We start from the raw sequence: 16,358 nt of genomic DNA on the forward strand, positions 1-16,358 counted from the left end.
TTATTTATAATAATTCATGTTAATTAATACAATCAGTGTCTGAATCCGACTTTTTAAAATACCAAGCACAAACTTCTCCACATCCATTAGCTATAGAAATATCACATGCAAATGGCTCTTATATTTATGATACCAACGAAAAAGCATATCTAGATTTTATTGCTGGTGTTTCTGCAAACAGTTTAGGGCATAATCATCCTAAAATTAAAAAAGCCATAGTTGAACAGCTCAACACTTATGCTCATGTGATGGTTTATGGTGAATTTATCCAAAAACCATCGGTTGAACTTTGCAAACTATTAGTAGCTCAACTTCCTCAACGAGAAAACTGGTCTGTCTATCTTACCAATTCGGGAACGGAAGCTACTGAAGGAGCTTTGAAGCTTGCCAAAAAAAATACTGGCAGAACAGAAATTATTTCTGCAAAAAATGCCTATCACGGTAATACGCAAGGTGCTATGAGTGTGTGCGGTAATGAAAATCAGAATAGAGCCTTTAGACCTTTGGTGCCTGGAATAAAATTTATCTCATTTAACAATGAAGATGAAATTCAAAAAATAACCAACAACACCGCTGCTGTAATTTTAGAAACCATTCAAGGTGGTGCCGGTTTTATTGTTCCTAAAAATAATTACTTAGCAAAAGTAAAAAAACGTTGTGAAGAAGTTGGAGCCCTTTTAATACTAGATGAAATACAAACGGGAATAGGCAGAACAGGTGCATTTTTTGGTTTTAAAACCTATAGTATTACACCAGATATTATTATTACTGGTAAAGGTTTGGGAGGCGGTATGCCTATTGGTGCTTTTATTGCTCCATCCGAAATTATGTCAACTTTAAAAGAAAATCCGAAATTGGGCCATATAACTACATTTGGGGGGCATCCTGTTATTGCCACATCGGCTTTAGCTACTGTGAAGGAAATTACTTCAACCAATATTATGGCTAACGTTTTAAAAAAAGAAAAAATATTCAGAAAGCATTTACGGCATCCGGCTATTAAAGAGATTAGAGGCAAAGGATTACTATTAGCTTTAATTCTGGAAACTCCAGAGATTGCCTCGGAAATTATTTTAAAATCATTAGAAAAAGGACTATTACTATTCTGGTTGCTTTATGAAGGAAGAGCTATTAGAATTACACCACCATTAAACATTTCTGAAGAAGAAATTGAAAAAGGATGTCAGATTTTACTTGAAGTAATTAACGAGATTAATTCTTAATCTTCTGTCGAAGAAAATTCGCTTTCACCATTTTCAGTAACGTCATTTTTTTTATTAATATTGGCATGGTTATCTAATTTATTGATAACATCTTCTGCTTCATTTCGTTCTAATATTTCTTCGTCAATTTCATCCAAGGTTGTTCCAATTTTTTTCTTATCCTTAATCATAGCCCAAGTCATTAATAAACTAGTGGCAATAATCACAAAAAGTAAAATTCCAGATTCAAAATTTGCAACTTGCCCCTCTTTTGGAATACTGTAAAATAATAAAATGGTAATTAACCCTCTTGGAGCAATAAACAATTGCGGAAAAATATCTTTACCAATAAAAACCCGTAAAATAATAAAACGAATAGCATAAATGGAAGCAATAATTAAAAGGCTAATACCTACAACACTAATACTTACTAAAGAAGACAAAACTATTGTAAGTCCAAATATTACAAAGAAAAAAGTACGAACTACAAAAGCTGTTTCTAGTGTTATGATGTGCAATTCATGATAAATCTGATCAATCTTTTCTTTTTCTAAAAAAATGGCTGTTTTACCGGGAAAAAATAACTTTACATTGGCAATTACCAAACCGAAAATCAATATAATTATTAATGAAGATAAATGGAATTTCTTTCCAATTGCATATAACAACAACAAAACTGCTATTAATAAGAAGAGTTTCGCCTGACTTTTAATTTTTTGGAAAATAAGAATAATTGCATAACTGGCCACAAGAGCGATCACAATAGTTAGTGCCGTTGTAATGGCAAATTCAGAACCTCCTACGGCATGCTCAGGATCTAATCCATCAGCCACAAAATAAAATAGCATAATACCCATAATGTCTGAAAAGGTACTTTCATAAATATGAAATTCTTTTTTCTTTTCACCCAATCCACTCACACTAGGTATTATAATAGCACTTGACAAAATTGATAACGGAATGGCGTACAGCCAAGCAGATGTCATAGACATGCCCTCAATTGTATTGTATAAAATAAGAGCTGCAATCCAAGCTGAGGCTACCAGTCCGAGCAAAGCGATTGCCATAGATTTTAGGATAGGTATTATTTTATCCCTTTTTAACTCTAACTCCAAGGCGGCTTCAAGTACAATCATAATTAACCCTACTGTACCTAATATTTCTAATGAAGGTTTAAAATCTATTTCGTCTCTTACAAAATAATCCATTGCAAATTTTAATAGTACACCAAGTGCTATAAGCATTAAAACAGATGGGATATTTGTTTTTTTAGAAATGCCAGTAAACCAAAAAGATAAAATAATAATGATTGAGGCTTCAATAATTAAGTTATAAGAGGATAGTACTTCCACGAAGAATTAGTTTGGATTAATTTGGTAAAAGTACCATTTAATCTTCTACAAAGGTTTAAAACTCAAAAAAAATAAAAATAAAGAACTATTATTGGCAAAACTACTTGCGTTTCTCTTAAATGTTAAAAATGTTAAGGTATCCTAAATTTTAGTTAAACTGATTTTTAGCAGTAACATTTCATTTTATAAACAGTCTATTAAGCATAACAAAAATTTAGTCTAAAAAAACATTTATTATGAAAAAATTAAAATTAATTACCCTATCATTTGCTTTATTAGTTGGATCTATATCTTTTGCTTCTAATGTTGAACCAGACACAAAATCAGAAATAAGAAGTCAGATTATAAGCTTATTAAATAAAAACAAAACCAAAATTAGTATTGATTCAGATGAATTAGAAGCCAATGTTTCATTCATGTTAAATGAAAAATCTGAGCTAGTCATCATTTCAGTTAGATCAAAAAATGATGAAACTAACAATGCAATAATAGATGGCTATATTAAAAAGCGTTTAAATTATAAAAAAGTGAAAGTAAATAAGTTAAGAGTAGGCAAAGTATATGAAATGCCCTTCAAAATTGTAAAATAACAATTGCTATTCCCAAAAAAGAGGTTGCTAAAAATTAGCAACCTTTTTTTATTTAAATTTATTATTTTTCTTCAATTAAATCATCTAATAATTGCCTAACTTTTTCACTGTTCCAATTTGCAGCAGTATATTCAGATAAGGCAATTTTTCCGTTTTTGTCCAAGATAAAAGTTGTTGGAATAGTTGATACTTCTATTTGCTTTGGTGGTTTTGACAACTGATTGTATGTAGGGAAATCGTAATCGTTCTTAGTATAAAATTTCTCCACTTTACCTTTACTATCGGTTGTTATAAAAAGGAATACCATTTTATTTTTATAATCTCCATACAAACTATTTATCATAGGCATTTCTGCGATACAAGGCGGACACCAAGTTGCCCAATAGTTTATGAAAACTACCTTACCTTTTAAAGACTCCAAATTTATATCATTGGCGGCAACAATACCTTTTAAGCTTAAGTCATAAGTATCTAAAGCTATTCTTTCTTCTGGTTTATCAACTGATGGTGAAAACACCAATGTTTTTACATAAGCAAAACCTTGATTAAACTTTGCTCTGAAACCCAAACTAAAAGGTGTAAAAAGGAAAATTATAAATCCAAAAAATAAGATATTATATAGTGTCTTTTTGTTAAACTGCATAAATTAGAATATTTAACTATTAGTTGTAAATCTATTACAATCTTACAAAAATCAATAAAAAAAAGGTGCAACAAATGTTACACCTTTAACTAACTCAAAATTTATTATCTATCTTGTTACAGTTCCTGAAGGAAACGAAGCGTTATCAAAAGCCAAATCATAAGCAGTTGGAGCGGTATCATTCCCTGCAGTACCTTTTAAAGGTTTTAATAAGAAAGGTGTTGGTGAATTATCTGGTGATGGTTCAACAGAAATTACAACTGTTTTTCCTCTAATATCCAATGGGAATGTAAATCCGCTAGGAGCATTATTAAAAAAGTCTTCACCAGGAATTGGTGGTCCTGCATTTTCAGTTCCACTGAAAGAAGTAGCGTCACCAGCATTTTCGTCAGCTACATCAAAAGCTGTAAACGTTCCAGTAGATAAAGGTCCTTGTCCATCAACAACTACCCAGCCTTCATACTTCCAGCCTGCTTCAAGTGCCGGCAATGTAAACGCTGGAGATGGTGGTGCTCCTGGAGTGCCAAACCAAATTCCACTTTCGTCATTACCATTATTGCCTGTTGCTTCATCAGTTGGAGATCTTAAAAAGAATTTTCCTGCTGGTGTAGCCGTTGTAAAATCTCCGACAGTACCAACAGAAACTGATGCACTGTTACCTGAAAAATCCCCTATAACCAATTTAGTATCAGAAGGAGTGGCAGCAGCTGTTCCAGTTTCTCCAGCTGGTTCAATACTTAAAACAAATTTGGTAGCCGCATCTAATTGCGTAGCATCTACAGAAAAAGTTTGACCAGTGGTTACGTCTGAAAAAGTACCAGTACTTACAGGAGCACCATTTACAATTATCCAACCTTCATAAACATAATCTGAACCTAAGCCTTCCAGACCAGTTATGTTAACTGTTAAATTTTTCTTGGAAGGTACATTGTCATCATCATTGTCACATGATGTAAATAGCAAACTAAAAGTTGCTAATGCTAAAAATAATTTTTTTCTTGTCATAATAGAATTTTTTTGTTAATAATTAATCTAAAGTAATATCTGAACCTTAAGATATTCTCAAGACGCTTTAAAAATAATTATATGACAAATTTATGGTAGGAGTATTTTATAAAATGTTAGCCAGCTAACATTAGGCAACTTTTTTTAAAATTCTTATTTCTTTTCTATGAAAACTTAAGAATTTTTCATTTTTTAATTCATTAAGAATAATATTAAGCGTAGGTCTTGAAGTGCCAATTAACGAAGCAATATCTTTTTGTGTATAGGGGTGATGAATAACTTTATCTCCAGTAGTTTCACAATCATATCCATAATCTTCGCAAAGCTCGTCTAAAAACTCTAATAGCCTAGTTTTAGTATCTTTAAACAGCAATAATTGAATTCTACGCTCTAATTTCTTTACACGAAAACCAATAAACTTATAAATTTTAAGACTAACTGATATGTTATCCCTCATTAATTCGAAGAGCGTATCTTTTGATACTGGACAAATAGAAGTAGTATTATCAATAGACTGTGCAAATTCATTTCTTTTATCATCTCCTAAAATAGCTTTTTCTCCAAAAATTTCTCCTCTGGTTAAAATAGCACTGATAATTTCTTCTCCATCTTCGGTATAATGACCAATTTTAACCTTTCCTTTATCAATTAGATAAATTTTATTGGCTGAGTCTTCCTCAAAATAAATATAATCGCTTTTTTTATATGTACTTAGTTTATGATCTTTAGTATATGCAGGATATTTATGCGGACATAAAATTTTAAAGAGGTTTACATCATCAAAAAACCAAACATTAGTATTCATAATTATAGTATTCTTTCGACGGATTTTTAGTCGCTAAGAAGTAATATTTCTTACAAAGAAAATAAAAAAAGTAGACCATAAGCCGGATTCTGTAATTCAGTTTTGCTGAAACCCTTATCATTTATCTACATTATACATTACTGTATAACTTTAGCTGTTCACCCCTTGGAATTGGACGCGTAACCCTTACCCTTTCGGGACTCCAATATACGTAACATTGCATCTCATAGAGTTTACCTGATTTCACTACAGCCTAACTGTACTTGCTTTCTGTTGCACTTGTCCTCGGTTTGCACCGGACGGATGTTATCCGCTATGATACGCTACGATGTCCGGACTTTCCTCCTCCGAATATTCGAAGGCGATAAGGTAGCCTACTTTGTTGCAAAAGTAGAGTTAAAAATATTGTTTTAAAAAAAATCCCACTCCTTAATTAAAAAGAGTGGGAAAATTGCTATGAAAAAGAAATATTACTGAACTATTGCTCAGCAATACAAATATAATAACGCAATCTGTATTTTTTTATTGCAGAACCTAAACAATTATTTAGAATACTTCTAAACGAATAAACAACTAATTGTTAATCAGAACTTTAAAAATTGTTAAAAAAAGATATTTATAAAAAAACCCACTCTAAATTAGAGTGGGAAAATTGCTATGAAAAAGAAAAAGTGTTGAATTTTATAATTCAACAGCACAAATATATAAATTATATTAATAAAAACCGTTAAATTTTATCAAATAAATAAATTTACGGTTTCTTAACTATCAAGAAAACATATCCTTAACCTTTTCAAAAAATGATTTATCAGAGTTTGTAGGAATCGGAGCAAAATGTTCGTCATCTTTCATTGTTTCAAAAAACGCTTTTTGGTCTTTAGATAGACTTTTGGGTGTCCAAACGTTTACATGAATTAATAAATCGCCTTTACCGTATCCTTCCAAACTTGGTAATCCTTTACCTCGTAAACGTAATATTTTACCAGACTGCGTACCTGCTTCAATTTTAATTCTGACCTTGCCTGTTAAAGTATCAATTTCTTTACTTTCCCCTAAAACAGCTTCAGGAATACTTATATACATATCATAATGCAAATTATTTCCTTCGCGTTTTAACTTGTCATGCGGAATTTCTTGAATAACCACAAGTAAGTCTCCAGAAACGCTATTACCTGGTGCTTCGTTACCTTTTCCTGATACTTTTAATTGTACACCATCAACAACACCTGGTGGAATTTTAATAGAAACACTTTCTTCTTTTTCCACTAAACCTTGTGCATTAGAACCGCTTGGCCTACTATCAATCATTTCACCGGCACCTTGGCAGGTGGGACAAGTAGTAGCAGTCTGCATTCTTCCTAAAATAGTATTGGTAACTCTAGTAACCTGACCCTGGCCATTGCATGTATTACAGGTTTTATAAGTAACTCCTTTGGCTTTAACCAAACGTTTTACTTTTACCTTTTTCTCAACACCATTAACAATTTCTTCTAATGTTAATTTTACACGAATTCTGAGATTACTACCTTTTACTCTAGTTCCGCCTCTACTTCTACCGCCACCGCCAAAACCTGAAAATCCACCACCGCCACCAAAAGCACCTCCAAAAATATCGCCAAATTGGCTAAAGATATCTTCCATATTCATACCGCCACCACCAAAACCACCTTGACCGCCTTCAAAAGCAGAATGCCCAAATTGATCATAACGAGCTTTTTTATCGGGATTACCTAAAATTTCATAAGCTTCAGCAGCTTTTTTAAAGTTTTCCTCAGCAGTTTTATCATCCGGATTTTTATCAGGATGATATTTAATAGCCATCTTACGATATGCTTTTTTTATTTCAGCACTTGATGCACTTTTATCTACACCTAGTATTTTGTAATAATCTTCTTTCATGGTATTTTTTTATTGCCCTATAACAACCTTAGGATAACGAATAATCTTCTCTCCCAATTTGTAACCTTTCTCAGTTACGTCAATAACTTTACCTTTTAATTTTTTTGAAGGAGCGGGTATTTGAGTAATAGCTTCATGTATTTCAGCATCAAATTTATCTCCTTTTTTCACTTTCATTTTTGCCAATCCTTTTTGCTCCAACGTTTTTACCAACTTTTGATAAATTAATAACACTCCTTTGCGTAATTCTTCTGCCTCTTTATCATCTTCAATATGTGTTAAGGCACGTTCAAAATCATCTAAAACCGGCAATAAGGCTGTCATTACTTCTTGATTGGCAGTTTTAAACAATTCTATTCTTTCTCTTGAAGTTCTTTTTTTATAATTTTCAAACTCAGCAAACAAACGTAAATACTTGTCCTTCTCTTGTTGGATCAATTCTTCGGTTGTTGGCTTTTCCTCCTCTTGCTCAATATTTTCATTGGCTTCAGCCTGTTCCTCTTGTAATTGCTCAGTATCTTGTATATCTTCTTGGTTTTTCTTTTCTTCAGTACTCATTTCTATGAATATTTTACATTAAAATTTAGTTTGCAAAAGTACTGCCAATTCCTTTAAAATGCCATAATGTCAGCAGAATTATTTTTGTGAAAGTATCTTAATGGGAAAAGTCTATAATTATCAAGCTTACAAAGGCGACAAAATAGTTATAAGTAAATATGTACTTAGCTCTTGCTATACTTTTGAAAAATTGATAAAACCAAAAATTCCAACCTTAACTCAATAAAATTGGAATTTCATTCAATTAGTATTTTATCTTAAACTATTCTACTCTGATAATTTTAGCTCCAATAGCTTGTAAACGCTCATCGATACGTTCGTAACCTCTATCAATTTGTTCAATATTATGGATGGTCGAAGTACCTTTTGCCGAAAGTGCGGCAATTAACAAGGAAACCCCAGCTCTAATATCTGGAGAAGTCATTGTAGTTGCTTTAAGATCAGATTCAAAGTTATGCCCGATTACAGTAGCACGGTGCGGATCACATAAAATAATTTTTGCACCCATATCTATTAGTTTATCGACAAAGAACAAACGACTTTCGAACATTTTTTGATGGATTAGTAAACTACCGTTTGCTTGTGTAGCCACAGTCAAAATAATACTTAATAAATCTGGTGTAAATCCAGGCCATGGTGCATCAGAAACCGTAAGAATCGATCCATCAATATAATTTTGTACTGTGTAACCATCTTTATGCTCAGGTATATGAATATCTTCGCCTTGACGCTCGACAGTAATTCCTAATTTTCTAAAAACGTTAGGTATTACACCTAAGTCATCCCAACTTACACCTTTTATTGTAAGCTCACTTTTTGTCATAGCAGCAAGACCAATCCAACTACCAATTTCAATCATATCTGGTAGCATTTTATGAGTTGTACCTCCTAAAGATTTTACACCTTCAATATGTAACATATTAGAACCTAAACCTGTAATTTTGGCTCCCATCCTATTCAACATTTTACATAATTGCTGTAAATAAGGTTCACACGCTGCATTATAAATTGTAGTTTTTCCTTCTGCTAATACCGCTGCCATAACTATGTTTGCCGTTCCTGTTACAGAGGCTTCATCCAAAAGCATATAAGCACCTTTCAGTGTTTTAGCTTCAACACCATAAAAATGATCTTCTTTATTAAAACGGAACTTTGCTCCCAGCTTCATAAAACCTTCAAAGTGTGTATCTAAACGTCTTCTCCCTATTTTGTCACCACCGGGTTTAGGTATATAGCCCTTACCAAAACGAGCTAGCAGAGGGCCTACAATCATTATTGAACCACGTAATCCTGCACCATCAACCCTAAATCGTTCAGATTCCAAGTATTTTAAATTAATATCATCCGCTTGAAAAGTGTATGAACCTTGTCCGTTCTTTTGAATTTTTACACCAAAATTTTCTAATAAATTGATCAACTTGTTTACATCAACAATATCTGGAATATTAGAAATTGTAACTTTTTCTGGTGTTAATAATACTGCACATAAAATCTGTAAAGCTTCATTTTTTGCACCTTGAGGTGTAATCTCCCCCTTTAGTTTATGACCGCCTTCTATTTTAAAAGTACCCATTTATTTAGTGGTTAGTGGTTAGTGGTTAGTGGTTAGTGAATTTTAGTTTATTCATTTTTTGCAAGTCGAAAGCAACTATTCTCACTAAAGACCGTCAACTGCCGACATAAAACTACCTTTTTCTACGCCCTTTATTTGAATTGTTTTTATTCTTACTTTTATTTGAAGGTTTTTTTCTTAATAAATTTTTACTTTCAGATAATGTTTCATCTTCAATTGATAAATCTATTTTCCCTCCAGATAATTCCTTTAAGTGTTTAAAAATAATTATATCTTCAACTGTATCCTTATTCCAATTGAGGTAACATTTTTTCATATGATTGGCAATAGTAAAAACAAGTGCTTCTTTCAGTTCACCATCTTCCCAAGTTAACGCCGTATCTATCATAGTCTGAATATTATGACCATAAAACTTGTATTTTGAAGCCGATTTTGGATAATTTAACTTTTCAGGATGGGCAGAAAGTTCTTCTTTTGAAGGTGTGGGATAAGGTGAGTCCGCATCCAATTTAAAATCGGACATTATAAAAAGCTGATCCCATAATTTGTGTTTGAAATCGGGTACATCTCTTAAATGCGGCTGTAAGTTACCCATGACATCTATAATGGCATTTGCCATCTCGTTACGTTTCTCTTTTGGTTCTAATTGAACACAATGATTAACCAATTTTTGAACATGTCTTCCATATTCTGGTATAATTAAATGTTCTCGTTCTGAATTGTATTCTAAATCGTAATCAATCATATTTTTATGTGTGTAGTATCCTTAACGGATATTTTTAAAAAGTATTTTTAGTTTGCAAATAAACAATTTTGAATAAAACATAGTGTTTTACCCTAAAATCTTAAGTTTGGCAAATTGCAATAATAATTTTTTATTTCCAACAGAATCAAAGTTTATTTCTGCTTTTTTATTTGAGCCAACCCCTTCAAGGTTAATTACTTCTCCTTTTCCAAATTTAGTATGTTCAACCACATTACCCACGGTGATATTACTATCAAATAAGTTTTGACTGATATTACTAACTTTTTTTAGGTTTTTTGGAGTACTAATTTGAATTGTATCAGGCGTTGATTTTTGTTTGGATTTTGGCTTTATGGTATTTCGTTGTACTGGTTTTTTAAACCGAACTTTATCTTTAGGAACATCTCCAAAAATATCTTCATTTATAAATTTATTGATATTTGGCGATACTTTTGGTACCATAAAATCGATATACTTATCGTCAATTTCCTCCAAGAATCGGCTAGGCTCGCAATCCACTAATTTACCCCAACGGTAACGCGAATGTGCGTAAGATAAATAGGCTTGTTTTTCAGCTCTAGTCAAGGCTACATAAAATAAACGTCGTTCTTCTTCAAGTTCACTACGTGTATTCATACTCATCGCAGACGGAAATAAGTTTTCCTCTAAACCAACAATGTAAACATATTGGAATTCCAATCCCTTTGCCATGTGAACCGTCATTAAGGAGACACTATCTACATGTTTATCTTTTTCATTATCTAAATCAGTTGCTAAAGCAACATCTTCCAGAAAATAAGCTAACGAAATATCAGTTCTGCGTTCTTCACCATCTTCTGATTCTTCATTTTGTTCATCAATAAAATCTTTAACACCATTTAATAATTCTTGAACATTTTCAACTCTGCTAACTGCTTCTGGTGCGGCGTCTTTTTCTAATTCCTTAATTATTTTGGTTTGTTTTACCACAAAATCAGCAATTTCAAAAGCATTTTTTGTTTGGGCTTCTATCTGAAAACTCTTTATCATGGTTACAAAATTCTGTAACTTTAATTTTGTACCTCCATTTATTTTTATATCAACTTTATCAAGACTTTCCAGTATTTCAAAAATGGATTTCTCATAATGATTCGCAGCTACACTTAATCTTTCAACTGTGGTTTGCCCAACACCCCTAGCGGGATAATTGATTACACGTTTTAAGGCTTCTTCGTCGTTCGGATTTACAATCAAACGTAAATAAGACAATACATCTTTAATTTCTTTACGTTGGTAAAAGGATAGCCCACCATAAATTCGGTATTTGATGTCTTTCTTACGCAAAGCGTCCTCTATAGCACGTGATTGCGAATTTGTTCTGTATAAAACGGCAAAGGATTCATTTTTAAGCTGATGGTTCATCTTGTTCTCAAAAATAGAATTGGCCACAAAACGACCTTCTTCACCCTCTGAAAGAGTCCGCATTATTTTTACTTTTTCACCCTTCACATTGTCCGTCCAAATTTCCTTATCTAGCTTGGTTTTGTTTTTATCGATTACGCTATTGGCAGCCTGTACAATATTGCTTGTAGAACGGTAATTTTGTTCCAATTTAAAAATCTTGACTTCTTCGTAATCACGTTGAAAATTGAGAATATTTTGAATATTTGCACCCCTAAAGGCATAAATACTTTGGGAATCGTCTCCGACTACACAAATATTCTGAAAACGATCTGCCAAGGCTCTGACAATTAAATATTGTGAGTGATTGGTATCTTGATACTCGTCAACCATTATGTATCTGAATCGATCTTGATATTTTGCCAACACATCAGGAAAACGGGTCAAAAGCTCATTAGTTCGCAATAATAAGTCATCAAAATCCATGGCACCTGCCTTAAAACAACGCTCTACATATTGATGATAAATTTCGCCAATCTTAGGGCGATTTGCCATTTTATCAGTCTCTTGCAATTCAGAATTATTGTAATAGGCTTTTACTGTAATCAAGCTATTTTTAAAAGATGAAATACGGCTGAACACCTGTTTGGGTTTATACCTGTCTTTATCCAATTGCATTTCTTTTATGATAGATAATATCAAACGAACAGAATCCTGAGTATCGTAAATCGTAAAATTTCTTGGAAAACCCAATTTATCTGCCTCTGAGCGTAAAATCCTTGCAAAAACGGAATGGAACGTACCCATCCATAGATTTTTTGCTTCGCTATCGCCCACCATTCGGGCAATTCTATTTTTCATTTCTCTGGCTGCCTTGTTGGTAAAGGTCAATGCCAAAATACTAAATGCATCTACACCTTGGTTCATTAAATGAGCAATACGATAGGTAAGCACACGAGTTTTACCAGAGCCCGCACCTGCAATAATTATCATAGCACCGTCTTTATGCAAGACAGCTTCTTTTTGAGCCTCATTTAATTGATTAAGATAATTGGTCACAAATGCAATTTTTTTCTGTGCTTCAAAAATACAATTGTAATTGCGTTATCACAATTTTATTGGGAAAAGATTTATAACTTTTCAAAGCAATTTAGTTTTTATCCGATTTGAATAAAAAAGTTTGTAAATTTGAGTGTCTAAACACCCAAATAGTAAACCAATGATATTAAATAAAAAGATTAGGAGTTTTAATTATTCAATAATTTTTATACTTCTTTTATTTCCATCAATTACACTTCCAATTAACAACATACATTATAGCAACACTTTAGATACTTATGATAATTTAAGCCCTAATAACGAAAAAACAATACCAATTAATGGGGATATTACAGAAATTAAACCTTTTGAAAAGAAGCTAAGTGAGGTAACACCAACAAATTCTAGTGATAAACAAGCAATTGACATTGTAAATAAAACAATTAATAAATATGAATCTACAAATAGTACTGCTCTGTATGGCAGAGCCTTATACAGACAAAGGTCTAAAAACGATGATTCGTTTTCTGAATTTGCTGAAATAATTTATGATGTAAATTTTGATAATGATGGAATTATTGATTGGGATATTTATGAAGGTAGATATGCTCAAAAAAAAGAAACTATAAATAATAAAAATTTTACCTTATTATCAAAAATACTAAGAGTTTATCAACCAAATAGTGATATTCTTATTTTCCCATTAATAAAAGAGTTTGAAGAATATTACACCGTAAACATTTTAAATACAACTAATACTAAAAACGGCGAATTAGTTACCATAAGTTTTACTCCTTTAAATGACTTAAAAACGCCTACAGTCCAAGCAAATGTTGTAATAAATACTAAGTCATTTGATGTTATAAAAGTTGAAGGAACTCTTAATAATGATGAAATCAAAATTATTACTTTAGGAGATAAAGATGCTCATAAAAAAAACTACCTATTAAATTTTGAAATTTCCTACAAACAAGATGATTCATATGGCTTGGTCTTAGATTATATTAATGTAAATCATGAATTTGATTATTATAAAGAAAACACACTTTTAAGCCATCTTTATGCCACTTCAACTCTCCGTTTTTTTGAATATTACAATGAAATTCCCAACACAAAAAAATCTAAATCTAAGTTAAGTAATCTAAATAAACTTGGTATAGTTGGGTATAATAAATCTTTTTGGAATACCAATCCAATGATTAAAAGAACAGAAACTGACAATGAAATAATTGAAAATTTTGAAAAATTAAACGCTTTTAAAGCTGTATTTATTAATTCTAAAGAGCAAATAGCGATTGTTAATTCAGGTATTTCAAATGATCCTTTTATTCAAAAAATTAATTCAACCATAAGTGATCATTATAAGAATAATCTAACTCAGAAAGTTTTTTTACATACCGATAAAAACAACTATTCAAAAGAAAATAAAATTTACTTTAGTGCATATGTTACCTCAGAAAAGGAGGATCTTATTTTTAATAAAAAAGATGTGTTGTATGTAGATTTAATAAAAAGTGGAAAAATCGTAGCTTCAAAAGTGCTGAAAATAACTAACGGAAGAGGGTATGGTGCCTTTACCCTTGACAAAAGTTTTAGACCTGGAAATTATAAAGTTGTTGCTTATACCAATTTTATGAAAAACTTTGGTTTCAATTCTTTTTTTATAAAAGATATCAAATTACTTAATTCATTAGACTCAAAAAATAGTTCAGAAAAAGATAAAGTTACACTTAAGTTCTATCCCGAAGGTGGAAATATCGTTAATGAAATTAACAATAAAGTAGCTTATCAAGCTCAAGATGCCAATGGAAATTTTGCAACTATTCAAGGAAAAATTATAGACTCAGATGGTAACTTTATAGCTACAACAAAATCTAAACATGAAGGTTTAGGTTTCTTTTATTTCAAACCGAAAAGTGGTAAATCATATTCAATTGTTTTAGATGATGGTAGTAAACATGAAATCCCCCATGGTAAACGAACCGGTTATTCTATTATGGTAAACAATATTAATTTAAGAACAATGACCGTTGACATTAGGTCATCAGTTGATTTGAAATCGAACAAAATTTATGTACTGGGCTTAATGGATAACAAAAAATATTATCAAGGTGGTTTTACTTTTGACGGTAAAGATATAATCAGTTTTGAAATACCAAAAAATAAACTTCCAAGTGGCGTAATGCAATTGGTACTATTGAATGAAGCTAAGAAAGTGATTGGAAATAGGTCTGTATATATCAATAATAATGATAACATTAACATAATAGCCGAAATTGACAAAAACTATGTTGATAATGAATTTTTAAAGTTAAAAATTAAGACAGCAGGCCATACACCTTCAGCTTCTGATATTTCTTTAGCTATTACTAAACAAAGGGATGGTAAACCAATTGATGGTAACGATAACTTAATATCACATTTTAAATTATCTTCATTTCTGAAAGATGACAGAATTACTAAATATATAAATAAAACAGATCGTGCGTCTAATTATAAATTAGATTTAATGATGCTTATTGGTGATCCGATTGATTTTAATTGGCTAGAAGGAAACTCAAATTATGACGTAAAGAAATATCAAAATGAAAAAGGAATTGATATTACTGGAACGGCTAAAGATAAAAATGGCAACCCATTTAAAGGTATTAAGGTAAAGCTATTGACTAAAAATAAAGAAAGAATCTGGAATTATGAAGCTAAAACAGATACAAATGGAATGTTTTCCATAAAAGACTTTCATGAAGTAGATTCTACTGAACTAGAGTTTAGAACGTACAATACTAAAAACAAGCAAATTTTTTCTAAAATTAGTCTAATCGAAAAAGAAGAGTTTAACTATTTAGATCAACTAACTTTTGATGAAGAATATAGTTCACCGAATGTAAAAGAAGGTAATATAAGTGATTTTGAAGACGATTTTTACGTTGACGGTGAAATCTTAGAAGGTGTAGAAATAAAAGGAAAAGCAGAAAGAAAGACTTCCAGAAAATCTTTGTATAATACAAATCCAGATGCTGTTATTGAAGGAAAAGATATAAACACAACCAATGATATTTTAACTTCATTGTCTACGGTTCCAGGAATAAGATATTTGGGTGGAGGAATTAGCATTAGAAGCGGTGGTTCCCCTTTATGGACTTTAGATGACATGCCTATTGATGGTCCAAATGATGTTAACGCAAATGATATTGACAGAATAGAGGTAATTAAAAGTATGGCTAAAACTGCTGTCTATGGCCCAGATGGTGTTAACGGTGTAATAGCTATTTATACTAAAATAGGTGTTAATTCGAAATATAGAAATGATATTGAAACATCTATCTTCAATAAATTAGGATACAGTGCAACAGAAGAATTTAATTATAAAAGTAAAAATACAATATTCTGGGGCCCACAAATTTCAACAGATGAAAACGGTTATTTAGAACTACTTCTAAAAAAAACCAGTATTAATACCAAATATATAAATGTAAATATTCAAACCATTAATAAAAATGGGGAGTTAGGATACTATAACAAGGTTTTAAAAACAGAATAAAATCGCTACTTAACTTTGATCATCTAA

12 protein-coding genes and 1 other RNA gene are annotated in these 16,358 nt (G+C 31.4%); 3 read left to right on the top strand and 10 right to left on the bottom strand.

Annotated elements, in window-relative coordinates; all coding sequences use genetic code 11:
• Nucleotides 1–35: 35 nt before the first annotated feature.
• Nucleotides 36–1,223, top strand: a complete 1,188-nt coding sequence (locus tag U5A88_RS07655; protein WP_354205230.1) for an aspartate aminotransferase family protein — start codon at nt 36–38, stop codon at nt 1,221–1,223.
• Here U5A88_RS07655 and U5A88_RS07660 read toward each other — a convergent pair.
• Nucleotides 1,220–2,554, bottom strand: coding sequence for a cation:proton antiporter domain-containing protein (locus U5A88_RS07660; RefSeq protein WP_354205232.1), 1,335 nt, complete (start codon nt 2,552–2,554; stop codon nt 1,220–1,222). The genes U5A88_RS07655 and U5A88_RS07660 overlap by 4 nt on opposite strands.
• 236 nt (nt 2,555–2,790) lie before the next feature.
• Here U5A88_RS07660 and U5A88_RS07665 point away from each other — a divergent pair, with 236 nt between their 5' ends.
• Nucleotides 2,791–3,144: a hypothetical protein gene (locus U5A88_RS07665; RefSeq protein WP_354205234.1), complete on the top strand. Its 354-nt coding sequence runs from the start codon at nt 2,791–2,793 to the stop codon at nt 3,142–3,144.
• Between the two features lie 61 nt (nt 3,145–3,205).
• Here U5A88_RS07665 and U5A88_RS07670 read toward each other — a convergent pair whose 3' ends face one another.
• From U5A88_RS07670 to U5A88_RS07710, 9 genes are all read right to left on the bottom strand, one after another.
• Nucleotides 3,206–3,787 (bottom strand): TlpA family protein disulfide reductase, encoded by a 582-nt coding sequence (locus U5A88_RS07670; RefSeq protein WP_354205236.1) that lies wholly within the window; start codon nt 3,785–3,787, stop codon nt 3,206–3,208.
• Nucleotides 3,788–3,895: 108 nt separating this feature from the next.
• Nucleotides 3,896–4,792, bottom strand: coding sequence for an anti-sigma factor (locus tag U5A88_RS07675; RefSeq protein ID WP_354205238.1), 897 nt, complete (start codon nt 4,790–4,792; stop codon nt 3,896–3,898).
• A gap of 130 nt (nt 4,793–4,922) precedes the next feature.
• Entirely contained in the window at nt 4,923–5,597 is a 675-nt protein-coding gene (locus tag U5A88_RS07680) for a Crp/Fnr family transcriptional regulator (protein WP_354205240.1), read from the bottom strand.
• A gap of 63 nt (nt 5,598–5,660) precedes the next feature.
• An RNA gene (rnpB, locus tag U5A88_RS07685) (RNase P RNA component class A) lies at nt 5,661–5,978 on the bottom strand.
• Between the two features lie 387 nt (nt 5,979–6,365).
• The gene (dnaJ, locus tag U5A88_RS07690) at nt 6,366–7,496 is read right to left on the bottom strand and encodes a molecular chaperone DnaJ (protein ID WP_354205242.1); all 1,131 of its coding nucleotides are present in this window, start codon (nt 7,494–7,496) and stop codon (nt 6,366–6,368) included.
• Between the two features lie 9 nt (nt 7,497–7,505).
• Complete coding sequence (locus U5A88_RS07695) at nt 7,506–8,054, bottom strand: nucleotide exchange factor GrpE (protein ID WP_354205244.1); 549 nt, start codon at nt 8,052–8,054, stop codon at nt 7,506–7,508.
• Nucleotides 8,055–8,316: 262 nt separating this feature from the next.
• Nucleotides 8,317–9,627 carry a UDP-N-acetylglucosamine 1-carboxyvinyltransferase gene (gene murA / locus U5A88_RS07700; protein WP_354205246.1) on the bottom strand — a complete coding sequence of 437 codons (1,311 nt, stop codon included), beginning with the start codon at nt 9,625–9,627 and terminating at the stop codon, nt 8,317–8,319.
• Nucleotides 9,628–9,739: 112 nt separating this feature from the next.
• Complete coding sequence (locus U5A88_RS07705) at nt 9,740–10,372, bottom strand: DUF4290 domain-containing protein (RefSeq protein ID WP_354205248.1); 633 nt, start codon at nt 10,370–10,372, stop codon at nt 9,740–9,742.
• Nucleotides 10,373–10,459: 87 nt separating this feature from the next.
• Nucleotides 10,460–12,811: an ATP-dependent helicase gene (locus tag U5A88_RS07710; protein WP_354205250.1), complete on the bottom strand. Its 2,352-nt coding sequence runs from the start codon at nt 12,809–12,811 to the stop codon at nt 10,460–10,462.
• A gap of 160 nt (nt 12,812–12,971) precedes the next feature.
• On the opposite strand from U5A88_RS07710, the gene U5A88_RS07715 reads away from it, so the two are divergent.
• Nucleotides 12,972–16,331 carry a TonB-dependent receptor gene (locus U5A88_RS07715; protein ID WP_354205252.1) on the top strand — a complete coding sequence of 1,120 codons (3,360 nt, stop codon included), beginning with the start codon at nt 12,972–12,974 and terminating at the stop codon, nt 16,329–16,331.
• Nucleotides 16,332–16,358: the final 27 nt, after the last annotated feature.

The sequence above is a fragment of the Aureibaculum sp. 2308TA14-22 genome (assembly GCF_040538665.1).
Taxonomy (GTDB): Bacteria; Bacteroidota; Bacteroidia; order Flavobacteriales; family Flavobacteriaceae; genus Aureibaculum.

Excerpts from the sequence above, each read along its gene's own strand:
- dnaJ (WP_354205242.1), bottom strand. The coding sequence starts at position 7,496 with ATGAAAGAAGATTATTACAAAATACTAGGTGTAGATAAAAGTGCATCA.
- U5A88_RS07705 (WP_354205248.1), bottom strand. The coding sequence starts at position 10,372 with ATGATTGATTACGATTTAGAATACAATTCAGAACGAGAACATTTAATT.
- U5A88_RS07665 (WP_354205234.1), top strand. The coding sequence starts at position 2,791 with ATGAAAAAATTAAAATTAATTACCCTATCATTTGCTTTATTAGTTGGA.
- U5A88_RS07695 (WP_354205244.1), bottom strand. The coding sequence starts at position 8,054 with ATGAGTACTGAAGAAAAGAAAAACCAAGAAGATATACAAGATACTGAG.
- murA (WP_354205246.1), bottom strand. The coding sequence starts at position 9,627 with ATGGGTACTTTTAAAATAGAAGGCGGTCATAAACTAAAGGGGGAGATT.
- U5A88_RS07680 (WP_354205240.1), bottom strand. The coding sequence starts at position 5,597 with ATGAATACTAATGTTTGGTTTTTTGATGATGTAAACCTCTTTAAAATT.
- U5A88_RS07670 (WP_354205236.1), bottom strand. The coding sequence starts at position 3,787 with ATGCAGTTTAACAAAAAGACACTATATAATATCTTATTTTTTGGATTT.
- U5A88_RS07675 (WP_354205238.1), bottom strand. The coding sequence starts at position 4,792 with ATGACAAGAAAAAAATTATTTTTAGCATTAGCAACTTTTAGTTTGCTA.
- U5A88_RS07715 (WP_354205252.1), top strand. The coding sequence starts at position 12,972 with ATGATATTAAATAAAAAGATTAGGAGTTTTAATTATTCAATAATTTTT.